We start from the raw sequence: 24,631 nt of genomic DNA on the forward strand, positions 1-24,631 counted from the left end.
AGTAAACTGGGCGATTCTCTGCTGGTTGTCATTATTTATTTGGGGATACCAAATGGCTCGCGTTACTGTTGAAGACTGTTTAGACAATGTAGAAAACCGCTTTGAACTGGTTATGGTTGCCAGTAAACGTGCTCATCAACTGAGTACTGGTGGTAAAGATCCTATGCTGGCATGGGAAAACGATAAGCCGACGGTGATGGCTCTGCGCGAAATTGCAGAAGGCCATGTAACCAGCAAGCTGCTGCGGGATGCTGAAGCGATAGGTCGTGAATTCCAGGGTGACGACGAGGAGTAAGTCGCCTATGTTGGCACAGATAAAGACCCCCTATACCGGCAGCTTTATTAGCAAATCAGTTTAAGGAGCTGCACTGTGTCAACGATTGAAGACTTAGTGGACCGTCTGCGTGGCTATCTGAAACCTGAAGAAATTCAGCAGGTACGCCGGGCGTATTATTTTGCCGAGCAGGCCCACGATGGCCAACGCCGCCGCAGCGGTGAGCACTATGTAACTCACCCTCTGGCGGTTGCCACAATTCTTGCCAATATGCACATGGATCATCAAAGTCTGATGGCTGCCATGCTGCACGATGTGATTGAAGATACCCCGATTACCAAAGACGCCCTCGCTAAACAGTTCGGCGATACGGTGGCCGACCTCGTGGATGGCGTATCTAAGCTGACCCAGATCCACTTTGAGGATAAAGCCCTCGCCCAGGCGGAAAATTTCCAGAAAATGGCCCTGGCTATGGCGAAGGATATCCGTGTGATTCTGGTGAAACTGGCGGACCGGCTACACAATATGCGGACACTGGGTGCTTTACGCCCGGATAAAAAGCGCCGCATCGCCCGTGAAACTCTGGATATCTATTCTCCGATTGCCGCCCGTCTGGGGATCAATACGATCCGCACCGAGCTGGAAGAGTTGGGTTTTGCCGGTATGCACCCCATGCGCTACGAGCGCCTGAAGCGTGCAGTACAAAGTGTTCGTGGTAATCGTAAGCAGGTGATTCGTGAGATCCAGAACGCTCTGCAGACCTGTATCGACGATGAAGAACTAAGCGGTAAAGTTTTTGGCCGCGAGAAACACCTGCTCAGCCTGTACCGTAAGATGCGCGCCCGCCGTAAATCCTTCTCAGAAGTGATGGATGTTTACGGTTTCCGTATCGTGACCGATAAGGTAGACACCTGTTACCGCATTTTAGGTGCCATTCACAACCTGTATAAACCGGTTCCCGGCCGCTTTAAAGATTATATCGCCATCCCCAAAGCAAACGGCTATCAATCACTGCACACCTCCCTGATCGGTATGAACGGCATTCCCATCGAAGTGCAGATCCGTACCCGGGAGATGGAGTCGATGGCCAATAACGGCATCGCTGCCCACTGGCTCTATAAATCTGAACAGGAAGAAAGCGCCAAGGGTATGACCGGAGCCAGCCACGCCCGGGCCCGCCAGTGGGTAAAAGGTTTGCTGGAGATGCAGCAGCGAGCCGGAAACTCTCTGGAGTTTATCGAACACGTGAAGATGGATCTCTTCCCGGATGAGGTTTATGTCTTTACGCCAAAAGGCGACATTATGGAACTGCCGTCCGGGGCAACCGCTGTGGATTTCGCCTATGCGGTACATACCGATGTGGGTAACTCCTGTGTGGCAGCCCGTATTAACCGACGCCTGTCCCCTCTGAGTGCTCATCTGGAAAGCGGTCAATCTGTCGAAGTCATTACCGCGCCAAGCGCCCGCCCCAATCTGGCTTGGCTCAGTTTTGTTGCTACAGCAAAAGCCCGAAGTGCAATCCGTCACTACCTGAAAAATCAGCAGCGTACGGAATCTGTTTCACTCGGCAAGCGTTTGCTGAATAAAGCCCTGGATGCTTTCGACAAGCAGTACGATGATATTCCGAAAGCTCAGGTTGAAGCACTGCTGAAAGAGTTCCAATACGAAACAGAGCAGGATCTGCTGGATGCTATTGGCTTGGGTAACCGCATGGCTTTTGGTGTTGCCCGGGCACTAATTGGTCAGGAAGGTAATTCTGCGGAGCAGGAGCCGGCACCATCTCAAGGCAATAACAAGTTGGCCATCAGTGGTACTGAGGGCTTAGTAACCTCTTACGCCCGATGCTGTCACCCGATTCCAGGGGACCCGGTCGTCGGCCATATCAGCAGTGGTCGGGGTATCGTGATCCATATGGATACCTGCCGCAATATCGCAGATATCAGAGATGACAGTAACCGCTGCGTACCCATGGACTGGTCTGAGGGTGTGACCGGTGACTTCACCGTAGTACTCAGGGTTGAAGCTGAACATCAGAAGGGATTTATTGCCTCACTGGCAGCCCTGATTACAGAAGCCGATGCCAATATTGAGAAAATTACCACTGAAGAACGGGATGCCCGCCTGACGATGGTCAATATCGAAATGGGTGTCAGCAACCGCGTCCATCTTGCGAAAGTGATGCGCAGAATCCGCACGCTGACGAATGTCAGTCGTATCAGTCGGGCCCGTCGCTAACCCAACCCAAAAGCTCACAATTCAAGCAGCAGACCCCTTGTGGTCTGCTGTTTCAGTTTTCTGATCCGGTTAATCCGCCAGAACATAAAAATAACACTAAAGAACGCAGCAAATAATAAAACGGAGATTATGCAATGAGTAATAAAAGCGTTATCCACACAGACAAGGCTCCGGCAGCGATCGGAACTTATTCACAGGCCGTTAAAGCGGGCAATACCATTTATCTGTCCGGGCAGATTCCTCTGGTTCCTGAGACCATGGAGATCATCTCCGATGACTTCGCTGAGCAAACAGAGCAGGTATTTAAAAATATCTCTGCTGTAGTTGAGGCGGCAGGTGGTCAGCTGTCCGATGTGGTAAAACTGAATATCTATCTGACAGACCTGTCAAATTTCGCTACGGTCAACGAAGTGATGGGCCGTTTCTTTAAGCAGCCTTATCCGGCACGTGCCGCGGTGGGTATTAAAGAGTTACCAAAAGGCTCTTTGGTGGAGATTGAAGGTATTGTCGTTGTTTAATTAAGCATCGAAAGTCTATGACAAAAGGACAAAAGCAATAACCAACAATGGATTGCTTTTGTCCTGAGTCATCTGCCGCTCGACTTACAACCGGCTTTTCAGACTACTGACTGTAGTCACCACTTCCTGGGCGCCTGCCTGCATCTCTGCCATCGCTTTGCCCGCTTTCTGGGATAGCTCACCGGCCTCTGACACCTTCTCCAGGCTTTGTTCTATAAGACTGACCGCTTGCTCTGTCAGCTGTCTGTTGCGCCCCACTACGTCAATAATTTCCCGTGTTGCCTCACTTGTCCTCAAGGCAAGCTTGCGTACTTCATCGGCAACAACCGCAAAGCCTCTGCCTTGCTCACCAGCTCGGGCAGCTTCAATGGCAGCATTCAGAGCCAATAGATTCGTCTGCTCTGCAATGCCCTGAATACCACTGACCAATGCAGACACCTGCTCAGACTGCGCATTCAGATCAAAGACTCCCTGGCTTGCCTGAACCATCTGCTCTGAAAGCGACGTCATGGTCTCAATTGTATTCTCAATAAGCTCAAGACCTGCTGAGGCATCAGCATCCGTTTTTTGTGAAATTTCATAAGCTACGTCAGACGTTTCAGCAATCGCAAATTCATGCTGCATTCTTTCGGTGATATCGGTAGCAAATTTAACAACCTTGTACAGCTCACCATTATCATCGTGGATCGGGTTGTAGCTGGCCTCCAGCCAAATCTCACGCCCTAGGTGATCCAGACGCTTGAAGCGGCCTGAAACATATTCACCCTGTCCCAGTCTCTGCCAAAACATCCTGTATTCTTCACTGGCCGCTTCTTGTGGATCACAAAAAATCTTATGATGTTGACCGACGATCTGGTCTTTCTTGTATCCAATAGCTGCCAGAAAATTATCATTGGCCGTCAGAATTTCACCTTGCGGAGTAAATTCAATGACTGCCATAGACCGGTGCAAAGCCAATAGCAGATCACTTTCCTGCCGGGAACGCGTGATGGTTCGGGTCAGCTCCACAGCAAGCACACGGCTTTCAGGCTCACCTTCACTGGACTTAGCCCGGTACATGATCAACCGATACCAGCCATCACTACCATCGGCCTTGCGCAGACGCATCGCTCCATGCCAGTGTTTACCCGACCGGATCGCATCCAGTAATAACTGCTGATGTCGGTTATCTTGGTGAACAGGCCGTAGGTAACGCTCTATAGAAGAACCGATCAACTGCTCCCTGTCATAGCCGGCTGATGCCAGAAAGTCAGCATCTGCATCACGAAAATGCCCTGAACGGTCGAGAGAAAACCAAAGCATCTCCTGACGAAGGGTTTCTTTCATCCCACGATAAAAAGCCAACTCTTCTTCAAGTTCGTTGATGCGTGCTTTGTCACGCCTTCCAGTAAACATATCAGGACACCCTTTGGATAATAGATTAACAGCACAGGCTGCTTTGTTTATGTCGAACTAACTTAAGATCCGGATTTAATCTTGGCTTTCACAGCCTGCAGAGCATCCCAATAACCTTCCCGGTATGTCGGATAGGTAAACTGATAACCGGTACTCAACAACAGACGGTTATCACAAATTTTACTGGTACGACGGCGGGTTGGTGACTCGACTACTTCAGTTGGCGTCACCTGAAGCACCTCTGCCATCCAGCTCATCACCTCAAACAGCGGCACAGAACCCTGGTCCGTTGCCAGATAAATCGGCTCCGGCGTTTTACCAGACTCAACCATCGCAACCAGATGAGCTAAAACGCCGGCACAGTCATCACTATGAATACGGTTGGTATATTTTACTGGCACCTCAGGTGCAATACGTCCCTGGCATGCCTGTCGGATCAACATGTCACGCCCCGGGCCATAAATACCGGAGAAGCGAACACAGCTATGATTCAAGCCACTGCTGCGTAAAGCTTCTTCTGCCTTCAACATAATACTCCCAGCAAACCCTGATGGATTCGGCTGAATGGTTTCATCAACCATTTCCCCTTCCGTCTGCCCATACACACTGGAGCTGGATACAAACAGGATATGCCTGGGCGTATGCTTGCTCTTTTTCAACCAATGCAGCATCTGCTGCACACCCTCCAGATAGGCACTCTGATAAAATGCTTCCGAGAAACCACCTGCGGCCACAGAATAGATGATGTAATCAGGCTTTAGGGTCAGTGCCTGCCAGGAATCAGGATCAGCAACATCCAGCGTGACGGGTTGCACCTCTTCCGGTAAATTTTGCGGATTACGACGTGCGCCATAGACCTGATAATTTTCTGTCAGCAATCGGGCGGTACGACTGCCGATATCTCCGCACCCTACAATCAAAATCTCCTGAGCACTCATCTTTCTTATCTCCCTGGGAATCTCTATTATCTGATGTATCCGGCACCGAATGGACAGGCCCGCACGTATCCTTAAGCTGTATTGATGCAGCGTCAGTCATCATACAAGTAAAGCGTGCTGCTAAACTACCGTCAGTCATCGCTGGGGTCTCTTATAAATACAGATGGACAGGATATGCCAACAACGCCAGTAGCCAACCAGGCCAGCAGCCCTAAAAAAACCGGTCTGGGTTCGGATCAGATCTCTCAACCCGTCACTATTCTGAAGGGTGTTGGGGCGGCATTGGCGGAGAAACTGGCAAAACTTCACATTTCCACCATTGAAGACCTTCTGTTTCACCTTCCGTTACGGTATCAGGATCGCACCCGGATCACGCCAATGGGAGCTATTCGCCGGGGCGACGAAGTCGTTGTGGTTGGTCAGGTTGCTCTGGCTGATGTCACAAAAGGAAGGCGACGGGCTTTGATTGTGCGACTGAGTGATGGCACCGGCAGCATTACTCTGCGCTTCTTTCATTTTAATATGACGCAGAAGAATCAGTTCCGGAAAGGCGTTCTGGTGCGCTGTTACGGTGAAGCACGGCCCGGTGCCAGCGGGCTGGAGTTGTACCATCCAGAGTATAGCCTTGTATCTCAGGATCAGACGATACCCGTTGACGACCACCTGACCCCTATCTACCCACTGACGGATGGCCTGACGCAAAATCGCTTACGCCAACTTATTCAGCTTGCTCTGGCGGAGCTGAAAAAAACAGAAGTGATCGACTGGCTGCCAAAAAGTTTGTTTCCCGACCTACCATCACTGAAAGAATCCCTGCAACTGTTACACGAGCCACCACCGGATGCACCGATTGACGAGCTGACACATTACAAACACCCGAGTCAGCACCGGCTGATTATGGAGGAGCTGATTGCCCAACAACTAAGCCTTTTAAAACTGCGACAACAGCACAAACACCATCAGGCTCCGATATTTAAAGCTACAGGCCAACTAGGCCAGCAGCTGTTAGCTCAACTGCCTTTTCCACTGACGGGTGCCCAGAACCGGGTCGTCGGCGAAATTACACAGGATATTCAGCAACCCAGCCCTATGCTACGTCTTGTGCAGGGTGATGTAGGTGCCGGTAAAACCCTGGTTGCCGCGATGGCGGCCCTGCAAGCCATTGAGGCGGGTTATCAGGTAGCGGTGATGGCTCCTACAGAGATTCTCGCTGAGCAGCACTACAGTAACTTCAGGCAGTGGTTCACCCCTCTTGGTCTGGATGTGGCCTGGATGGCAGGTAAACTCAAAGGAAAAGCGCGACAAGCTCAGCTGGAACTGATCGCCGCCGGAGCTCCTATGGTTGTCGGAACCCATGCGCTGTTTCAGGAAAGTGTCGAATTCAGCAAGCTGGGGCTGATTGTCGTCGATGAGCAACATAGATTTGGTGTCCATCAGCGCTTGAGTCTGCGGGAGAAAGGCCAGAAAGGTGACCTTTACCCCCATCAGCTGATTATGACCGCGACCCCCATTCCCCGAACACTGGCAATGAGCGCCTATGCGGACCTGGACACCTCCGTTATCGACGAACTGCCACCCGGGCGGACACCGATAGAAACCGTAGCACTTCCTGATAGCCGACGGGATGAGATTATTGAGCGTATCGCAACAGCTTGCTATCAGGGCAAACAAGCCTATTGGGTTTGCACTCTGATTGAGGATTCTGAAGCGCTGCAGTGTCAGGCAGCAGAAACCACCTTTGAAGACCTCAGCATCCGGCTCAAAGGGCTGAATATCGGCCTGATACACGGCCGTATGAAAGCACAGGAAAAAGCAGAGATCATGGCACGCTTCAAAGCAAACGAACTGCAGCTGCTGGTGGCGACCACGGTTATCGAAGTCGGCGTCGATGTACCCAATGCTACACTCATGGTCATTGAGAACCCGGAGCGCCTTGGTTTGTCTCAGCTGCATCAGCTAAGGGGAAGGGTTGGCCGGGGAGACCAACAGAGTTACTGTGTTTTACTCTATCACAGCCCTCTGTCCCGGAATGGCAAAGCCCGTGTAGCCGTTATGCGGGATACTCAGGATGGTTTTCAGATTGCAGAAAAAGATCTGGAGCTTCGAGGGCCGGGTGAAGTGCTTGGCACACGCCAAACCGGGCTGGCTCAAATGAAGATCGCAGACCTGGTGCGTGACCAATACCTGTTAGATGAGGTCAATATCGCAGCTAACCGGCTTCTCCAGCACTATCCTCACCACCTGTCACCCTTGGTCGACCGCTGGCTTGGCAGTGCAGACCAATATGCTCAAGTCTGAAGCCTGAAGACCCCATCAACTATAAAAAAACTTTGAAAATACATGTTCATACGTCATGTTCATATATCTTCTGCTAGGGCATAGTAGGTATAATTACAGGAGTTTTTAGTTGGAGATGACAATGTCCTTTAAAGGATTAGTACTGGCGCTTCAGGAAGCTTTATCTCAGTCCGTTTCACCGGATAATTTTCCCGAACTGCTGAAAAACCGCCTTGTACCACGCAACCGTGCAACCGCCAGGCAGCTAATACGCTCCTCCGTTCTGGAAGGTTCCGATGGTGTGCGCCATTTGCTGGCTTTTCCGGCTCATTGTCTGTTGGATATGAAACTTTATCAGGGATATCAGGCGATCTCTCCTAATGCCAAACAGTCTCTGCTAAAACGCAAAAAAATTCAGTCCGTCCCGGCTTTACCTGAAGTGATTGACTATAACCTCATTGTTGATAGCCGCTGCTTTGATCCCGAAATTATCTTTACAGAATCCGGAGATCCCTCCTGGTTACTTGAGTTCACCAGTGAAGAATACAAATCACTGACCGAAGAGTTCAGCAGTGCCAGGATTGAGCAGTTTGCTATTCCTCTGGTTTCAGTTCGTCCCAACCTGACGGCTGTCGATCAGGATGAAGCCGAAATTAAAACAGCGGTGGAAACCATTACGTCCCGGCGTATACGTACCCGGCTGGCAGAAAGTATTGAGATTCCACCGCTGCCTCTCAGTGCACACAATATCATTATGCTACGCAATGATGAGAATGCTGATGGTGATGAGCTCGCCTCTATTGTGGAATCTGATCCAAGCCTTGCGTCACAGGTTATCAGCTGGGCTAACTCTCCCTACTATGGCTTACCCGGACAGATCCATTCCATTCAGGATGCGGTTATTCGCGTGCTTGGTTTTGACCTGACGATGAATCTGTCTCTCGGCCTATCCATGGGAAAAAATATTAAAATGCCCAGTGATGGCGTGTTTGGCTATCGGGGCTACTGGCGTGAAGCTGTCATGAAAGCGATGCTGATGGAGCGCCTGGTGAAACAGATCCCTGCGGACCATCGGCCTGTCATTGGCCTGAGCTACCTTTCAGGTCTGGTGAATAATTTCGGTTATCTGGTCATTGCAGAAGTATTTCCGCCTTACTTCTCGCTTTATTGTCGCTATCAGGAGGCCAACCCTCACGTACCGGCAATGTATATCGAGCGCTTTCTTTTTGGTATTACCCGTGAGCAGATCGGCAGTTTTCTGTTTCAGACATGGGGGGTTCCCGATGAGGTATGCAGTGCAATCCGACATCTGCATAACCCCGCCTATGAAGGCCTGCATCACCAGTACGCCAACTTGCTGTATATCGTAAACCAGCTGGTATGTAATGACGGGGAAGTACGCCTTGGCAAGTTACCGGAGACAGTTCTGAACCGACTGCACCTGGAGCGCGCCCTAGTTGAGAAAACCATAGACGAAATAAGCGACTTCAACGAAGAACTAAACTCTTTGGCGGAGATGCTGGAAAAAGCCAGCAAGTAAGGCGCCATCATATAGCATTACAACGCATTTTTGACGCCGACCACCGGAAACAGAATAGCGTTATTCCAGCATTAAAAAACCCGCAGTGCTAAACATTGCGGGTTTTTATGTGCTCTGAAGCTTAGGCTTAGCAGTCAACTGCATCTTTCAGCTTTTTACCCACTTTAAAGCCTACCGTTTTGCTTGCCGGAATATCCATCGGCTCGCCAGTCTGAGGGTTTTTACCCTTGCGGGCACTACGCTCACGTACTGAGAAAGTACCAAAACCGATCAGGGAAACCGAGTCACCTTTAGCAACGGCACCTGTGATCTCATCCAACATCGCATTCAGAACTTCATTTGCTTTGTCTTTAGACAGCTCCGCCTTTTCTGCGATCGCTGCTGCCAGTTCAGGCTTACGCATGCGTTATCCTCTTTATTATTACTGTTTAATCCGTATGAACGAAGATATTTAAGCAGCCCCCTATGCGGGATGCAAAGGTTTTTTGCCCTTCTGTGATAGAATTCACTCTCCTTAAAAGATGGAATAATGAGGCATGTGTTGGATTTGCAGCAACTGACATCCCAACAGGCAGCTTCCCGCTTGGAATGGGGGAAACTCAACTGGATGCGCCCCCATACGCCGGGACAAGTACAACCCGATGAAGAATGGCTTGATTGGCTCACCGATGCCTCCTCTCTGACCCGTCGGTTGAGAAAGGTTAGCCAACAGCACTTTCATGTTCAGCTATTGCAACAAAAACTGCTAAAGCCGGCGCTGAATGAGTGCCACCTTCTGGGTATGGCAACGCAGGAATATGCACTGGTTCGCCAGGTGGTTCTGCATGGCTTCAATCAACCCTGGGTTTTTGCACGTACCGTGATCCCCTTGCCAACCCTGCGTCAGGGTAACCGGCACCTGATGTTGCTCGGTAATCGCTCTTTAGGTAGCGTATTGTTTAAAAATACCCATACTCAGCGGACTTCTCAGGAGATCACACCGTATCATGCGGACTTCTGTACTCCCTTTGTATGGGGCAGGCGTTCGACTTTTGAGATTCGCCAGGCCCCACTTCTGGTGACGGAGTTATTTCTGGAGCCTTTTCGTCAACATCTACAGCTTCAGTCCTGAATAAACTGATAAAGAGTCTGATATAAGCCCCGGAGGGGAGTTCTGATGACAACATCTGCATTTACCCGGCAGCTTCCCCATTACATCAAGCTGATGCGGGTAGACCGACCCATTGGTACCTATTTACTGCTCTGGCCAACGCTCTGGGCGCTCTGGATTGCAGCAGAAGGTATTCCGGACACAAATATTCTGATCATCTTTATTTTAGGTGTCATCAGTATGCGGGCTGCGGGCTGTGTCATTAATGACTTTGCCGACAGAAAAATCGATGGCCACGTAGAACGCACCAAAGAACGCCCACTGGCAACCGGTGACGTAACAGCCAAAGAGGCGATCGGTCTGTTTGTTTTTCTGGGCCTGGTTTCTTTCGCTCTGGTTCTTATGACCAACCCGCTGACCATTCTGCTCTCTCTTGGTGGCATTCTACTGGCCTTTATGTATCCCTTTATGAAGCGCTATACCCACCTGCCTCAGGTCGTTTTAGGTGCAGCCTTCTCCTGGGCAATACCCATGGCTTATGCCGCACAAACCAATAGCGTTCCTGTGGAAGCCTGGTTACTGTTCGCCGCCAAACTGCTTTGGACCGTGGCTTACGATACTCAATACGCTATGGTTGACCGCAACGATGATGTCAAAATCGGTGTCAAATCCACGGCTATTCTTTTTGGAGAGCTGGACCGGCATATTATTGCGTTATTGCAGGCTCTTGCAGTGATCGCACTGCTGATTGTAGCCTCATACAAAGGGCTGGGAATCTTCTTCTATCTGGGGCTTGCCGGAGGTGTGACACTCTTTGTCTACCAGGCCAAACTGATCGCCCATCGCAGACGGGAAGATTGCTTTAAGGCTTTTCTGAACAATCACTGGGTTGGTGTTTTAATTCTATTGGGTATCGTCGTCGACTATGCTGTGAAATAACATCTGTTGCTGGCTTATCTGCTTTAAAACAGAGGAATTTCACACAAACGTCATCATGTCATCTTACTGTCATATTTACTCGCTGTAATAATAGCGTTACTGATGACATAACCGACTTAGACGGGAACACGGAAATGACAGGAAAAACCGTCCTGATTGTGGATGACGAAGCTCCGATCAGGGAGATGATCGCTGTTGCGCTTGAAATGGCTGACTACGACTGCTTGGAAGCTGAAAATGCACAGCAAGCCCACGCGATGGTAATCGATAAACGCCCTGACCTGATTCTTCTGGACTGGATGATGCCGGGCACCAGTGGTGTTGAGCTGGCACGCCGTCTGAAGCGTGACCCGGCCACCGCAGAAACGCCTGTTATTATGCTGACGGCTAAAGGTGAAGAAGACAATAAAGTGCAGGGCCTGGAAGCTGGGGCAGATGATTATATCACCAAGCCTTTTTCACCCAGAGAGCTGGTCGCCCGCCTGAAAGCAGTACTTCGCCGCACAACACCAAAGGGTATTGAAGACCCTGTTGATGTGAACGGACTGGAGCTGGACCCGGCAAGCCATAGGGTCACCTCTAACGGCGAACCTCTTGAAATAGGGCCAACTGAGTTTCGGCTACTGCAGTTCTTTATGACGCATCAGGAGCGTGCCTACAGCCGTAACCAATTGCTGGATCAGGTCTGGGGTGGCAATGTCTATGTCGAAGAACGCACCGTGGATGTTCATATCCGCCGACTGCGCAAGGCGCTGGGCGAGAAACACGAACATCTGATCCAGACGGTACGCGGAACAGGTTATCGTTTTTCAGTTAAGATCTGAACCTGGTTAACTGAGCATCATTAAAATAACGGCTGAACCAAAACGGTCTGATCTGCTGCAACAGGTCAGACCGTTTATCCAATCGTTCGGCATCAATGTGCAAAAAGGAAGGTAACCGCTTGTGACTCCAATCTGGCAGGCAGAACTCACACGGATCGTATACATCGCCCTTTTTGCCGCCACTGCTGGCTGGCTCTCAGGCTCCGTTGCCTGGGCTTTGGTCACCATGCTGGCTATCTACGTCTTCTTTGCACTTCGCTTTGTTCGCCGTCTCGACCATTGGCTGGAACACAATGCTACCGATCAACCACCGGAAAGCTGGGGAATCTGGGGGCATCTGTTCGATAAGATGTATCGCCATCAAAGACGCTATCAACAGCAACAGCAGCGCCTGACAGAGATTATTAATAAGGTACAGCGCTCCAGTGGAGCCTTACGGGACGCGGTGGTCATGATTGACCAACACGGATCTCTGGAATGGTGGAACCGTGCGGCAGAAGGCCTGCTGGGTTTCCGTCACCCTTCAGATAAAGGGCAGGCCCTGACCAATCTATTACGCGACCCGCGCTTTATCAGTTATTACGACAATCAGGACTATCAGGACCCACTGGTTCTGGCCTCGCCAATGGATGACAATATCGTTCTGGAGTACCAGGTCACCATTTTTGGCAGAAATGAGCGTCTGATGCTGGTTCGTAATATCACGCGACTTTACCGGCTGGAGCAGATGCGTAAAGACTTTGTCGCTAATGTTTCCCATGAACTCAGAACACCTCTGACAGTGATCAATGGCTATCTGGAAACCTTTGCCGATTACAGCGATCAACTGCCTCCTCGCTGGGGCCGGGCAACGCATCAGATGCAACAGCAGTCCCGTCGGATGCAGAATATTATTAATGACCTGCTACTGCTATCCCGCCTGGAAACAACCGATATTGAAGGGCAGCAGCAGTATATTGAGATCGACCTTATGCTCGATAGCATCAAACAAGATGCTCAACTGCTAAGTGGTGACAAAGAACACAAGATAACCACAGACCTGCGTACAGATGCCCGGGTGATTGGTTCCGAAAACGAATTGCGCAGCGCTATTTCAAACCTGGTATTCAATGCAGTGAAATATACGCCGCCGGGCTCCACGATCAAAATGACCTGGCAAAGGCTGCCCCATGATAAGGGCGCCGTTTTAACGGTGGAGGACAACGGCGAAGGTATCGATGCCCGGCATCTGCCTCGCCTGACAGAGCGTTTTTACCGTGTCGATAAAGGACGATCAGCTGAGACAGGCGGCACAGGTCTGGGTCTGGCCATTGTAAAGCATGTGCTACTGCGCCATAACGCCAAGCTGGATATCAAAAGTGAAGTGGGGAAAGGTACACATTTCAGCTGCACCTTCCCTGACACCTCACTGGCCATGCAGGGAGAAAGCACCAGAACGCACTCTAATACGGTTACCCACAGCCCCGAGCTGTCAGACCTGGCGGCTCAACCGAGCGATAACTTTCGAGAGTAACTGAGAGGATTTTTGGTCAATATCGGTAAAACGAATACCGACATAAACGCTCTCTGCATCGATTCGCTTCTCCTGAGCCTGCAGCATAGTCACACAGCCTTTAACGGTCAGCCGGGTTTGCTGCTCCCCTTTTCCGGCGACAAAACCCACGGACAGGTTTGCAAACATATCAGGTAAGCCCTGATCACGAGCAGTCATCACAACAACATCCTGCGGCGTCAGCTCTCGAATCATCACCGGAAGTTTGTATTCACCAAACATCAGCATCGCTTTCCCTCTGACCCGGCGGTTACCAGGGGAGGCCGTACTTTGCATGACAGGCTTACCGGTCAGAACATTAACCGTTGTTCCGCCGCCCATTACACGAGTTCGCTGCCTCATAATTTCGGCCAGATCTTCACGGCTGATAACATGCGTTTTGACCAGTACCTTTGTCACTTTACTGATCAACTGGTCGTTATTAAAAGGTTTGGTCACATAACCTGTTACGCCATGCTGTACCGCTTCAACAACGTACTCCTTGTCATCAAGCGAGGTGACCATGATAAAGGGCACATCTTTATTATGACCTTGCTCATGCTCGCGCAACCAGGTTAAAAGCTCAATGCCAGACATTTCTGGCATCTCCCAATCACAAAGTACCAGGTCGAAACGGCCAGCTTCCAACAACTTCTGGGCTTTACGACCATCCTGGGCTGTTTCAACTTCAAACTGTGGATATTCAGCTTTAACGGCCTTAACCATTAAGTCTCGGGTAAATTTAGCATCATCAACAACAAGTATGCGGGCGGTCTTCATAGCTCTCTCAAATATCTTTCATTCCAGATGGCGCATTTAACGATACGGTACTCAGGTTCGCATCTGGATGCACGGACAACTGCTGCACCCATAACCAGGTTGCACCGGCAACGGCAGCAGGCATAAAAATAAGATTAATAAAGGGGATAAACATCAGAAGATAGCAAACCAATCCAAAGCTGGCGGTATGCCACCAGTTTTGCTTTAGACGACGCTGCATCGCATGAAAGTCTATTTTATGGTTGTCCATCGGGTAGTCCATATACTGAATAGAAAGCATCCAGACTGAAAACATAAACCACAAAATAGGACTGATCAGGTTTACAACAGGAATAAAGCTAATAATGAGAAGGAGTACAACCCGCTTCAGGAAGAACCACTGTTTCTGAAGCTCCCGGTGCAATGAACGTTTTGCCATCTCGGCTATTGTTTCATCCGGGAAATCTACGTGCCCATTACGCAGCTTCAGTTCAATTTTTTCCGCCAGCAAGCCATTAAAAGGTGCCGCAATCAGTGCCGTTGTGGCATTAAAGCCGTATAACACAAAACCCAGCATTGCGATCAATGCCAGCGGCCATAGCAGCCAGCCAAGAAAACTCAGCCATTCCGGCAGAAAAGCGATCAGACTGTCCAGCCAGCCATCAATAAGACCCAGTGTCAGCCATATAAAAACCGAAAGAATAATAATATTGCTCAGTAAAGGCACTAGAACAAAACGCTTCATACCCGGCATAGTAATCAACCGGAAACCCGCAGCCAAAGAGGCTGGGCCTGAAAAAAGATGTGTCATAAAACCTCTGTCGCAGCATTAACGGTTTGAACCGGGGCTGGGATATTTATCCCGAAGTGGCCCAGCGGGGATAATACCTCTACCCATAACCGGCAATAAAGTTCCAACTTACCTTGTTTTGATAGAAAGCAGGCATAACGACCCCCTTTTAATAAATCAAAATATCAGATGTTCTTAAATTTTTGATCATCAAAGATAACAGACACAAAAAAAGGCAGCCGAAGCCGCCCCTTTAACCCGTGGGCTATGGTGCTTAATCGTTACTCAGACGCTGTTCGATGGTTTCCGGTGAGGAGTGACGGACATCCATACCTTTTACCAAATAAATCACGTACTCTGCGATATTATCTGCGTGATCACCGATACGTTCCAGGGCGCGCAATACCCAGATAATGCTCAGTACACGGCTGATGGACCGAGGATCTTCCATCATAAAGGTCACTAATGCCCGCATGGCAGACCGGTATTCCAGATCTACGGCTTTATCCTCCTGAGCAACCTTCAGGGCCAGATCCGTATCAAAGCGGGCGAAGGCGGTCAGAGCATCTTTCACCATATTACGCACATGATTGCCGATATGACGCGTTTCAATATAGCCCCGGGGTGGCTCGCCTTCTTCAGCCAGCTGAATTGCATGGCGGGCAATTTTAGACGCCTCATCACCAATACGCTCCAGATCCGACGTTGCACGGGTAACGGCCATCACTAAACGTAAATCACTGGCGGCAGGCTGGCGTCGTGCCAAAATCCGGGTACATTCTTCGTCAATTCGGATCTGCATTTCATTAATATTACGGTCGTTAGCGCGTACTTCCTCAGCAACAGCGCTATCGCCTTCGGTCAGCGCGTAAATCGCATCCTGAACCTGCTTCTCTACCAGGCCACCCATGGCCAGAAGATGGGTTTTCAGGTCTTCCAGCTCGTTATTAAACTGCTGGGATATGTGATGGCTATGGGTTTCTGTTGTGATTTCCATGGTAATACCTTGTATCTGTGCAAACCAAAATAAGTGTTAAAACCAAAAAGACGTTATAAAAAAGCCTACCAGTCATTAGGTCTGACCAGCCACTAAGACCTCTTATTTAACCGTAACGCCCCGTAATATAATCTTCGGTTTTCTTCTCTTTCGGGTTGGTAAACAGCATATCGGTGTTACCAAACTCAATCAGGTTGCCCATATACATAAAGGCCGTGTAGTCAGAGACACGTGCGGCCTGTTGCATGTTGTGAGTAACAATGGCGATAGTAAACTTATCCTTGAGCTCATAGATCAGCTCTTCGATTTTCAGCGTCGAAATCGGATCCAGCGCGGAGGCGGGTTCATCCAATAGCAACACTTCAGGTTTTACTGCGATGGTACGGGCGATGACCAGACGTTGCTGCTGACCACCGGACATACCCAGGGCACTTTCATGCAGCCTGTCTTTTACTTCATCCCAAAGCGCTGCAGAACGCAGTGCCCATTCAACCGCTTCATCCAGAATACGCTTTTTATTGATACCCTGAATACGCAGGCCGTACGCCACATTCTCATAGATAGATTTCGGGAATGGATTGGGCTTCTGGAACACCATACCAACACGGCGACGCAACTCTGCTACATCAACATTTTTTTGGTAGATATTCTGACCTTCCATATTGATTTCACCGGTGATGCGGCAGCCATCCACCAGGTCATTCATACGGTTCAGACTTCGTAACAGCGTAGACTTGCCGCAACCGGAAGGCCCAATAAAGGCGGTTACCCTTTGTTTAGGGATCGTCATATTGACATCAAACAGCGCTTGTTTATCGCCATAAAAAAGATCCATATTACGAACATCTAAACAGGTTGTTTCCTGTTCCAGTGACAGACTACTGCCTTCGCCACGATTCATTGAGCTGATGTCGATGCTATGGCTTTTGGTTTCATGTGCAGCGGGCTTACCCTGGCTGCCGGTCACATTTGGGGTATCAGTCATAGAAGAACCTGTCGCGTTATTAGCCGGATCTTGAGTCTGTGCGCCAGTCGCTACCGGCGCCTCGGTTACTTTATTTTCAGCCTGAGCTTCCATAGGAATACTCTCTTTAAATTCGTTATTCAGTCTAACTGCGTTTCAGTAAATGGCTTGCCTTATGCCATGACCGCAGGTTTTCCCTGCGGCTCTTACACAACGCCTGTTAATCAGAGGTTACATTTCCAGTGATTTATACTTTTCGCGCAGATGGTTACGGATAGCAACAGCACTAAAGTTAAGCAGTGCGATCACAATCACCAGAAGTAGCGCCGTGGCATAAACCAGCGGCCGGGCTGCTTCAACATTCGGGCTCTGAAAACCCACATCATAAATATGGAAGCCTAGGTGCATAAATTTCTGATCCAGATGGATAAACGGGTAGTTGCCATCCAGAGGCAAACTTGGTGCAAGCTTAACGACACCCACCAACATAAGAGGTGCTACTTCACCTGCTGCCCGAGCCACCGCCAGAATAACCCCAGTCATCATGGCTGGACTTGCCATCGGCAGAACCACACGCCATAACGTTTCCGCTTTCGTCGCACCCAGAGCCAGAGAACCTTCACGTACCGAACGAGGTATACGGGCCAGACCCTCTTCCGTCGCGACAATAACAACGGGGACCGTTAGCAGCGCCAGTGTCAGGGATGCCCACATAAGTCCTGGTGTACCAAATGTTGGAGCTGGCAGTGCTTCCGGGAAAAACAGCTGATCGATATTGCCACCCAGGAAGTAGATAAAGAAGCCAAGACCAAATACGCCATAAACAACGGAAGGTACACCTGCCAGGTTGTTCACTGCGATACGAATCATGCGGGTAGTAAAACCCTGTTTAGCATATTCACGCAGGTAAACAGCAGCGATAACACCAAAAGGAGTCACCAGAACTGACATCAGCAACACCATCATGACGGTACCGAAGATCGCTGGAAAAATACCACCTTCGGTATTCGCTTCGCGGGGATCGTCTGAGGCAAACTCCCAGAGTTTTGCACTGTAGAAGCCCATCTTATCCAGTATATCCATGCGGTTTGGCTGGTAAACACGCACCACCTTGCTCATGGAAACTTCGATTTCCTGACCATTCATCGCACGGGCAACAAAACTGTCACGATTCGCGGCGATGTAAAGGTCTGCCAACTGCTGCTGCAACACCTCATATTCAGCATCTAATACTGACCGCTCAGCATTTAGCTCCGCAAGGTTCTCAGGAGTATTCTCACCATCAATTTCCAGGCGACGCTCTTTTAAGCGTAAACGCTCAATCGCGTAATTAATGCGACCGATTTCATGCTTTTCGATCTGATAAATCTCATCATGGATCTCAACCGCACGATCAACACGTTTCTTAAATTCAGGCCAGACACTATTTTCGCCTACAGCCTGAACGGCTACGGTTTTGTCCTTTTCCTTCAGGGCCAACAAATAACCGTAGAAGTTACCCCACTCATGGCGCTCAACAGCGATCAGATTTTCCGGGTAGCGAACCTCTTTAATAAAGTCCTCCAGTACCCAACGGAAATCTGTACCGTGCACGTCACGGTTGCCAATTTTTATCAGATGGCGATCAACCAGCTCCTGATCAGTATCTATATCAATACCGGCTGCCCGCACCTGTTCCACAGGAACAGACACGGTTTCAACCTTCTCACCAACCAAATGGAAACTGTTGCCATTCAGCTCTCTGACATCGGCCTCCATAATGGAAGCTGGCCAAAAATGCCCCAGCCCCCGTACAGCAATCAGCGCCAGAAGGCCAATTACCATAATCACACTGATCGCCACAGCACCGGCATTCAGCCAGATCCAGGGGGACCCGCTTTTTGTCCAGTTACCTAATGATTCACGCATAACTTTTTCCTTTCACTCCGAGTCGCTTACAGAGCGCCGTATTTTTTACGCAATCTCTGACGAATAACTTCTGCCAGGGTGTTCACAACAAACGTAAACATAAAGAGTACAAATGCAGCGAGGAACAGAATCCGGTAGTGAGTACTGCCCACTGCTGACTCAGGAATCTCTACCGCAATATTAGCTGCCAGTGTCCGCATCCCTTCAAAGATATTCACATCCATAATCGGGGTATTACCGGTAGCCATCAGTACAATCATGGTTTCACCTACAGCACGCCCCATACCGATCATCACCGCAGAGAAAATGCCCGGACTGGCTGTTGGCAGAATGACCCGCGTTAAGGTTTGCCAAGGAGTTGCGCCTAGCGCCAGCGAGCCGTAGCTCAGATGCTTAGGTACGGCAAAGATGGCATCTTCTGTAATGGAGAATATCGTAGGAATTACAGCAAACCCCATTGCAAGGCCTACAACCAGAGCATTACGCTGATCAAAAGGAATACCCATTTCATCCGTCAGCCAGGAGCGTACGTTACCGTCAAACAGGGCGATTTCTAATGTGGAGCTCATACCCAAAGCAAACCAGCTCACCAGAAGTACAACCGGAACCATCAGTAGTGCATGCCAGCCATCAGGTACTGCATGCCGGATTCTGTCTGGCATCTGGGCCCAGGCAAAGCCAAAACCAACCATGCCAATCGGTAGCAGGATCAGCAGAGCAAAGACTCCCGGTAGGTTATTTTCCAGGAAGGGTGCCAGGAACAGACCGGCCAAAAAGCCCAGAATAACGGTTGGCAATGCCTCCATCAGTTCAATCACAGGCTTAATTTTGCGACGCAGTGCTGGCGCCATAAAGTAAGCGGTATAAATAGCACCACAAATTGCCAGTGGCGTCGCCACTATCATGGCGTAGAAGGCCGCCTTAAGGGTGCCAAAAGCCAGAGGCATCAGGCTATATTTAGGTTCAAACTCGTTGTTAGAAGCCGAAGACTGCCAGGTATAAGCGGGCTCTTCATAGCTCTCATACCAGACTTTATCCCATAGCGATGTCCATGAGACCTCCGGGTGTTTGTTATAAACCTCCAATGCCTGCAGCATGCCGTCCTGACGCTCCAGCAAAAGATAGTCAGCACGTGGGCTGATGGCTCCGGCAACAGGTGCCGCACCCAAAACTTTTTCCGTCAGCATGGTACGTTGAGCGGTGGTACTGTAGATGCTCAGCTGTCCTTTCTCATCAAGCATAAGAAAGCCTTTACGGCGATGTTCAGGTAACATCATCGCGACCGGCGTTCCGTCATGTTCAAAGCTACGGATATGTTTCAGTCCCCATTCATTCTGGTCATCACGCACCAAAAACCACTGAGACAACTGACCGTTCTTATCCCCTACTAACAGGGAGATGCCACCCAATTGTAGCGCCACATCACCAATACCACTGTTCTGCTCGGTAATTTTCAGGCGAGCATTCAGCTTTGGTGTATCCATATCCCGGGTATCAACAACATCAACTGAGCCTTTGTTGCTAACCATATAAATCCAGTTCTGGTCAGGGCCAATCAGAATGCTATGGATATCATTCTCAATCACCGGCAACTGCAGAGAGTTACGCTCAATGGTGACATCCCCCAACAGAGACTCTTCTTTCAGATACTGAACCAAGTAAGCTTTTTTATCGGTGGACACTGCAGATATAAGTAAGCTTGAGTCCGTCTCACTAACCGCAATTTTGCTCAGGCCACTACCGGCTTCACTAATTACCAGCGGCTCTTCGCCATAAGGGTAATCAATGCGCGGGGTAATTAAACGTTCATCATTCGGGTAGGTGATCCGGTAACGATCTTTAATCAGCAGCACACGACCATCAGAAAGCCCCAATGCCAGCAGCTTTTTAGACGGGCCTGATGACTGCACGGATAGCAGATCGACACCTTGTGGAACATTAAGCTGTACACGGTCGATAACCTGACCGTTAGCAACACTAAAAAAGACGACCTCACCAACACTGGTCAGGCGCATGGCAACTTCTGCCTGTTCTTCTGTCGCCAGATAGAGCGTTCTCGCCTCATCCGGTCGTACAGATGTTGCGGGCATCTGATATTCCACAACAGGTTCAACACTCGCCGACTTCATCAGAGGGATGATTTCGTATAGCAGGTAGATAAAAATCAGCAGGATCGCAATAATCACACTGATACCACCAATACCAATACCAATTTCGGCAATCTTATCTTTTAACGATCTGACTTTCCGGTGCATACGTAGTGCCGGAGTATCAAAATCGATGACGGGGGCGTTTGGGCTATTTTCTTTCATAGCGGAAAAATACTGCACTTATATGACAGTTGTATGACACCGGACAGGCGACCCAGAACAAAAAAGGGCCGGCTAACGCCCGCCCTTTTATGACACACTCAAACTTAACGTCCTTGTCTCGTCTATCCGATCCGAATTACTTAATACCCAGAGCTTTCAGGGTTTTCTCAGCAACAGCAGATGGAAGAGGCACATAACCATCCTTCACGACCACTTCCTGTCCTTGCTTGGACATCACCATCTTGATGAATTCGCGCTCAAGAGGCTGTAATGGCTGGTTAGGCTTTTTATTGACATAAACATACAGGAAACGGGACAGAGGGAATTTACCGCTGATCGCATTCTCGCTATTTGCTTCGTAGTACGGCTGACCTTCTTTCTTAGCCAGAGGTACTGCCCGTACACTGGATGTCTTATAGCCCATACCAGAGTAACCAATTGCGTTAATAGAGGTACTCACAGACTGTACAACAGATGCTGAACCAGGCTGTTCATTAACATTATTTCTGAAGTCGCCCTTACACAGCGCCTTACCTTTAAAGTAACCATAGGTACCGGATACTGAGTTACGGCCGTACAACTGGATATCACGATTTGCCCAAGAACCGGTCAGGCCCAGGTCACCCCATTTATTAGCATCAGATGGAGCACCGCACTTACGGGTAGAAGAGAAAATCGCATCAACCTGCTCAATGCTCAGGCCTTTGATCGGGTTATCTTTGTGCACGAATACAGCCAGGGCATCGATTGCTACCGGAACTGGAACTGGCTTATAGCCAAAGCGGTTTTCAAATGCTTCCAGCTCTTTATCTTTCATTTTACGGCTCATTGGCCCCAGGTTAGCCGTACCTTCAGTCAGAGCCGGTGGCGCAGTTGAAGAGCCCGCTGCCTGAATCTGAATATTTACATTCGGGTAAGTACGCTTGTACTCTTCTGCCCATAGAGTCATCAGGTTAGCCAAAGTATCAGAACCAACGGAAGACAGATTCCCGGAGACACCACTTGCTTTTTCATAGCTTGGCAGATTCGGATCAACTTTAGCGGCAGCATTGGCCGTAACAGCTGTAACAGTACCTGCAGCAACCAGAGAAACCGCTGCAATCATCTTCTTCATTTTCATGTTATCTCCTGAACATTACGTCCGTTTTCTATTTGACTAAATAAGATGCGTATTACTATTAATCTTGCTATGGGCATACTATAGGCAGGCTTTGTGACAGTTATATGAATGTCATATTCAATGAAGAAACTCTTTTTGTAACCGACAGAAACCTTGCCATCAGGCAATCCCAGTTCTATACGGAGCCTCTGATACCCTTGGCCGATAACCCATAAAAGGTTCCTATCTGGCTCAGTGGTCATAGGGAATAGTGATAGTTAAAGAATTTAGTGATAGTCTGCGCCTGACAGATAAAAAATGCTTGATAGAGCCCCGCCGCGCAGTCGGCGTACCTGAAATCTGGTTCAGTCAGACCTGACAACACACTCAGACAAATAAGAAAAGCTAATGAGCAACGTCGATAATATTGAAGATATTCCTTCACCCTTGGGTGAGCTGACACTGAAGATCGCTGCAACACCTCAGGACACTAATATCTATGGTGATATTGCCGGTGGTTGGTTAGTGTCTCAGATGGATCTAGCTGCAGAGATCAGCGCAGGCAAGCTGGCGAAAGGGCGCACCGCAACCGTAGCCATCAGCGAGATGGACTTTCTATGTCCGGTTCGCATCGGGTCAACTGTCGGCATCTATACCCATGTTAAAGAGGTGGGCCACAGCTCGATTAGCGTCCGTGTCGAGGCCTGGATTCAGCCGCCATTTGAAAGTGACGAACAGGAAATGTTTAAGGTATCTGATGCTAAGTTTGTGATGGTCGCCATTGACGGCAATGGCCGGATTCGCGCTGTACCGGAATCCTGAGCAGGTTTTCAGTATTAGAAAATGGAACAATTTTATTCCGCAAAAGAAGAGGCTGATAAAAACCAGCCTCTTTTTTGTTTTTAGCCACTCTTACTTAGACTCGTAAGGAGAGACTAGACACGTAAAGAGAAACGTTATCCCTTACCTGTCATTAAACGACCGTTCAGATAAGCGTATTCAGAGATCTTCTGATAATCATCAGACAGATTACGGAAGTTTATAAAGGAGTCGTAGATACGACGGCTCAGATCATCTTTTTGCGCTTCTTCAAATACCACTTCATCAGAAATGGTCCGCAGCTCCTGATAAACATCAGAAGGCAGCTCTCGCAGCTCAACACCGTGATCATTGACCAGCTCTTTTAGTGCCACTGCATTGCGATAAGTTACCTCATCCATCATATCCTGGTTGGCAGCACGAGTTGCGACCATAACAACCTCCTGAAGATCAGCAGGAAGTGCTTCAAACGCCGTTTTATTGATCATGCCTTCCAGTACAGAACCCGGCTCATGCCAGCCAGGGTAGTAGTAATATTTGGCTGCTTTATAAAGGCCGAAAGCTTTATCGTTGTATGGGCCAACCCATTCTGTCGCATCGATTGCACCAGTTTGCAGCGAGGTAAACAGCTCAGATCCCGGCAGACTAACCGCCGTACCGCCTGCTCGGTTAAGCACCTCACCGCCTAAACCTGGAATGCGCATTTTAAGGCCTTTCAGATCATCCAGTGAGTTAACTTCTTTATTGAACCAGCCCGCCATCTGAACACCGGTATTACCTACCGCAGTAGGAATCAGGTTAAATGGCTCATAAACCTCTTTCCACAGCTCAAGACCACCACCGTAGTAGATCCAGCTAGCGATCTCTTGTGCGTTCAAGCCAAAAGGAACGGCAGCAAAAAACTGTGCAGCCGGTGCCTTACCCTTCCAGTAATACGAAGCACTATGCCCCATTTGTGCCGTACCTTCTGATACCGCATCAAACACGCCAAACGCAGGTACCAGTTCTCCAGCCCCATAAACCTTAATTTCCAGACGACCGCCGCTCATTTTGGTGATCTTTTCTGCAAGACTGTTCGCTGCGGTACCTAAGCCTGGAAAGTTCTTAGGCCAGGTAGTCACCATTTTCCATTTAATTTTTTCTTGCTTTGCGCTTGCCTGCTGTTTTTCACTGCCCGATTCAGAACCGGTACAACCTGCCAGTACAGCACCTGCTGCGCCCACACCCAGTGCGGTAACAAACTCACGACGCTTCATGCTTTTTAGCTCCTGATTTTTATTTTCTTGTTTTCATTTTTTAAGTGTATCACGACTAAAATTATCAGATTTTCAGTCAGGTTACACTATTCCGGAGTTATCAAACCCTGAATGCCTGTAAAGATCAGCAGACGATCCGGGTCAATAGCAGTGGCTACATCTGCTG

21 protein-coding genes and 1 pseudogene are annotated in these 24,631 nt (G+C 49.3%); 10 read left to right on the forward strand and 12 right to left on the reverse strand.

Annotated elements, in window-relative coordinates:
* The first annotated feature begins 52 nt into the window (after positions 1–52).
* From rpoZ to ACN0R8_RS05985, 3 genes are all read left to right on the forward strand, one after another.
* Positions 53–295, forward strand: coding sequence for a DNA-directed RNA polymerase subunit omega (gene rpoZ / locus ACN0R8_RS05975; RefSeq protein ID WP_078319691.1), 243 nt, complete (start codon positions 53–55; stop codon positions 293–295).
* 75 nt (positions 296–370) lie between these two features.
* Positions 371–2,509 carry a bifunctional GTP diphosphokinase/guanosine-3',5'-bis pyrophosphate 3'-pyrophosphohydrolase gene (spoT, locus tag ACN0R8_RS05980; RefSeq protein WP_417596047.1) on the forward strand — a complete coding sequence of 713 codons (2,139 nt, stop codon included), beginning with the start codon at positions 371–373 and terminating at the stop codon, positions 2,507–2,509.
* A 134-nt stretch (positions 2,510–2,643) separates the two neighbouring features.
* Positions 2,644–3,027: a RidA family protein gene (locus tag ACN0R8_RS05985; protein ID WP_417596049.1), complete on the forward strand. Its 384-nt coding sequence runs from the start codon at positions 2,644–2,646 to the stop codon at positions 3,025–3,027.
* An 84-nt stretch (positions 3,028–3,111) separates the two neighbouring features.
* Here ACN0R8_RS05985 and ACN0R8_RS05990 read toward each other — a convergent pair whose 3' ends face one another.
* The 3 genes and pseudogenes from ACN0R8_RS05990 to ACN0R8_RS06000 form a co-directional block, all read right to left on the reverse strand.
* The gene (locus tag ACN0R8_RS05990) at positions 3,112–3,651 is read right to left on the reverse strand and encodes a methyl-accepting chemotaxis protein (RefSeq protein WP_417596370.1); all 540 of its coding nucleotides are present in this window, start codon (positions 3,649–3,651) and stop codon (positions 3,112–3,114) included.
* Positions 3,652–4,422: pseudogene (locus tag ACN0R8_RS05995) on the reverse strand (PAS domain-containing protein); the annotation flags it as partial. It abuts the gene before it with no gap.
* A 62-nt stretch (positions 4,423–4,484) separates the two neighbouring features.
* Positions 4,485–5,360 (reverse strand): SDR family oxidoreductase, encoded by an 876-nt coding sequence (locus ACN0R8_RS06000; protein ID WP_417596051.1) that lies wholly within the window; start codon positions 5,358–5,360, stop codon positions 4,485–4,487.
* Between the two features lie 174 nt (positions 5,361–5,534).
* On the opposite strand from ACN0R8_RS06000, the gene recG reads away from it, so the two are divergent.
* Together recG and ACN0R8_RS06010 are read left to right on the forward strand one after the other, a co-directional pair.
* Positions 5,535–7,658 (forward strand): ATP-dependent DNA helicase RecG, encoded by a 2,124-nt coding sequence (recG, locus tag ACN0R8_RS06005; protein ID WP_417596053.1) that lies wholly within the window; start codon positions 5,535–5,537, stop codon positions 7,656–7,658.
* Between the two features lie 121 nt (positions 7,659–7,779).
* A complete protein-coding gene (locus tag ACN0R8_RS06010) occupies positions 7,780–9,177 on the forward strand; it encodes an HDOD domain-containing protein (RefSeq protein ID WP_417596055.1) in 1,398 nt (465 codons plus the stop codon).
* Between the two features lie 127 nt (positions 9,178–9,304).
* On the opposite strand, the gene ACN0R8_RS06015 is transcribed toward ACN0R8_RS06010, so the two are convergent.
* On the reverse strand, positions 9,305–9,580 hold the full coding sequence (locus ACN0R8_RS06015) for an HU family DNA-binding protein (protein ID WP_078319698.1): 276 nt from the start codon (positions 9,578–9,580) through the stop codon (positions 9,305–9,307).
* A gap of 144 nt (positions 9,581–9,724) precedes the next feature.
* Here ACN0R8_RS06015 and ACN0R8_RS06020 point away from each other — a divergent pair, with 144 nt between their 5' ends.
* From ACN0R8_RS06020 to phoR, 4 genes are all read left to right on the forward strand, one after another.
* Positions 9,725–10,288, forward strand: a complete 564-nt coding sequence (locus ACN0R8_RS06020) for a chorismate--pyruvate lyase family protein (protein ID WP_417596057.1) — start codon at positions 9,725–9,727, stop codon at positions 10,286–10,288.
* A gap of 45 nt (positions 10,289–10,333) precedes the next feature.
* Positions 10,334–11,206: a 4-hydroxybenzoate octaprenyltransferase gene (ubiA, locus tag ACN0R8_RS06025; protein WP_417596059.1), complete on the forward strand. Its 873-nt coding sequence runs from the start codon at positions 10,334–10,336 to the stop codon at positions 11,204–11,206.
* Positions 11,207–11,340: 134 nt separating this feature from the next.
* Complete coding sequence (gene phoB / locus ACN0R8_RS06030) at positions 11,341–12,030, forward strand: phosphate regulon transcriptional regulator PhoB (RefSeq protein WP_417596061.1); 690 nt, start codon at positions 11,341–11,343, stop codon at positions 12,028–12,030.
* Between the two features lie 121 nt (positions 12,031–12,151).
* Positions 12,152–13,543, forward strand: coding sequence for a phosphate regulon sensor histidine kinase PhoR (gene phoR / locus ACN0R8_RS06035; protein WP_417596063.1), 1,392 nt, complete (start codon positions 12,152–12,154; stop codon positions 13,541–13,543).
* Here phoR and ACN0R8_RS06040 read toward each other — a convergent pair.
* The 7 genes from ACN0R8_RS06040 to ACN0R8_RS06070 form a co-directional block, all read right to left on the reverse strand.
* The gene (locus ACN0R8_RS06040) at positions 13,502–14,341 is read right to left on the reverse strand and encodes a response regulator (RefSeq protein ID WP_417596065.1); all 840 of its coding nucleotides are present in this window, start codon (positions 14,339–14,341) and stop codon (positions 13,502–13,504) included. The two genes, phoR and ACN0R8_RS06040, sit on opposite strands and share 42 nt — an antisense overlap.
* A gap of 7 nt (positions 14,342–14,348) precedes the next feature.
* Positions 14,349–15,131, reverse strand: a complete 783-nt coding sequence (cysZ, locus tag ACN0R8_RS06045; RefSeq protein ID WP_417596067.1) for a sulfate transporter CysZ — start codon at positions 15,129–15,131, stop codon at positions 14,349–14,351.
* A gap of 253 nt (positions 15,132–15,384) precedes the next feature.
* Positions 15,385–16,107 carry a phosphate signaling complex protein PhoU gene (phoU, locus tag ACN0R8_RS06050; protein ID WP_417596069.1) on the reverse strand — a complete coding sequence of 241 codons (723 nt, stop codon included), beginning with the start codon at positions 16,105–16,107 and terminating at the stop codon, positions 15,385–15,387.
* A 106-nt stretch (positions 16,108–16,213) separates the two neighbouring features.
* Positions 16,214–17,008 carry a phosphate ABC transporter ATP-binding protein PstB gene (gene pstB / locus ACN0R8_RS06055; protein ID WP_417596371.1) on the reverse strand — a complete coding sequence of 265 codons (795 nt, stop codon included), beginning with the start codon at positions 17,006–17,008 and terminating at the stop codon, positions 16,214–16,216.
* A gap of 294 nt (positions 17,009–17,302) precedes the next feature.
* Positions 17,303–18,979: a phosphate ABC transporter permease PstA gene (gene pstA, locus ACN0R8_RS06060; protein ID WP_417596071.1), complete on the reverse strand. Its 1,677-nt coding sequence runs from the start codon at positions 18,977–18,979 to the stop codon at positions 17,303–17,305.
* Between the two features lie 26 nt (positions 18,980–19,005).
* Positions 19,006–21,291, reverse strand: coding sequence for an ABC transporter permease subunit (locus tag ACN0R8_RS06065; protein ID WP_417596073.1), 2,286 nt, complete (start codon positions 21,289–21,291; stop codon positions 19,006–19,008).
* Positions 21,292–21,427: 136 nt separating this feature from the next.
* Positions 21,428–22,411, reverse strand: coding sequence for a PstS family phosphate ABC transporter substrate-binding protein (locus ACN0R8_RS06070; protein ID WP_417596075.1), 984 nt, complete (start codon positions 22,409–22,411; stop codon positions 21,428–21,430).
* 387 nt (positions 22,412–22,798) lie between these two features.
* Here ACN0R8_RS06070 and ACN0R8_RS06075 point away from each other — a divergent pair, with 387 nt between their 5' ends.
* A complete protein-coding gene (locus tag ACN0R8_RS06075; RefSeq protein ID WP_417596077.1) occupies positions 22,799–23,212 on the forward strand; it encodes an acyl-CoA thioesterase in 414 nt (137 codons plus the stop codon).
* Between the two features lie 134 nt (positions 23,213–23,346).
* Here the strand turns inward: ACN0R8_RS06075 and ACN0R8_RS06080 are convergent, their stop codons facing one another.
* The gene (locus ACN0R8_RS06080; RefSeq protein WP_417596079.1) at positions 23,347–24,465 is read right to left on the reverse strand and encodes a TRAP transporter substrate-binding protein; all 1,119 of its coding nucleotides are present in this window, start codon (positions 24,463–24,465) and stop codon (positions 23,347–23,349) included.
* Positions 24,466–24,631 lie beyond the last annotated feature (166 nt).

It is taken from the genome of Oceanospirillum sp., from assembly GCF_048265165.1.
Taxonomy (GTDB): Bacteria; Pseudomonadota; Gammaproteobacteria; order Pseudomonadales; family Halomonadaceae; genus Oceanospirillum.

Bases quoted from the DNA above. Each gene is read 5' to 3' on its own strand.
- rpoZ (WP_078319691.1), top strand. From the start codon at position 53: ATGGCTCGCGTTACTGTTGAAGACTGTTTAGACAATGTAGAAAACCGC.
- ACN0R8_RS05985 (WP_417596049.1), top strand. From the start codon at position 2,644: ATGAGTAATAAAAGCGTTATCCACACAGACAAGGCTCCGGCAGCGATC.
- ACN0R8_RS05990 (WP_417596370.1), bottom strand. From the start codon at position 3,651: ATGCAGCATGAATTTGCGATTGCTGAAACGTCTGACGTAGCTTATGAA.
- ACN0R8_RS06000 (WP_417596051.1), bottom strand. From the start codon at position 5,360: ATGAGTGCTCAGGAGATTTTGATTGTAGGGTGCGGAGATATCGGCAGT.
- recG (WP_417596053.1), top strand. From the start codon at position 5,535: ATGCCAACAACGCCAGTAGCCAACCAGGCCAGCAGCCCTAAAAAAACC.
- ACN0R8_RS06010 (WP_417596055.1), top strand. From the start codon at position 7,780: ATGTCCTTTAAAGGATTAGTACTGGCGCTTCAGGAAGCTTTATCTCAG.
- ACN0R8_RS06015 (WP_078319698.1), bottom strand. From the start codon at position 9,580: ATGCGTAAGCCTGAACTGGCAGCAGCGATCGCAGAAAAGGCGGAGCTG.
- ubiA (WP_417596059.1), top strand. From the start codon at position 10,334: ATGACAACATCTGCATTTACCCGGCAGCTTCCCCATTACATCAAGCTG.
- phoB (WP_417596061.1), top strand. From the start codon at position 11,341: ATGACAGGAAAAACCGTCCTGATTGTGGATGACGAAGCTCCGATCAGG.
- ACN0R8_RS06040 (WP_417596065.1), bottom strand. From the start codon at position 14,341: ATGAAGACCGCCCGCATACTTGTTGTTGATGATGCTAAATTTACCCGA.
- cysZ (WP_417596067.1), bottom strand. From the start codon at position 15,131: ATGACACATCTTTTTTCAGGCCCAGCCTCTTTGGCTGCGGGTTTCCGG.
- phoU (WP_417596069.1), bottom strand. From the start codon at position 16,107: ATGGAAATCACAACAGAAACCCATAGCCATCACATATCCCAGCAGTTT.
- pstB (WP_417596371.1), bottom strand. From the start codon at position 17,008: ATGAATCGTGGCGAAGGCAGTAGTCTGTCACTGGAACAGGAAACAACC.
- pstA (WP_417596071.1), bottom strand. From the start codon at position 18,979: ATGCGTGAATCATTAGGTAACTGGACAAAAAGCGGGTCCCCCTGGATC.
- ACN0R8_RS06065 (WP_417596073.1), bottom strand. From the start codon at position 21,291: ATGAAAGAAAATAGCCCAAACGCCCCCGTCATCGATTTTGATACTCCG.
- ACN0R8_RS06070 (WP_417596075.1), bottom strand. From the start codon at position 22,411: ATGAAAATGAAGAAGATGATTGCAGCGGTTTCTCTGGTTGCTGCAGGT.
- ACN0R8_RS06075 (WP_417596077.1), top strand. From the start codon at position 22,799: ATGAGCAACGTCGATAATATTGAAGATATTCCTTCACCCTTGGGTGAG.
- ACN0R8_RS06080 (WP_417596079.1), bottom strand. From the start codon at position 24,465: ATGAAGCGTCGTGAGTTTGTTACCGCACTGGGTGTGGGCGCAGCAGGT.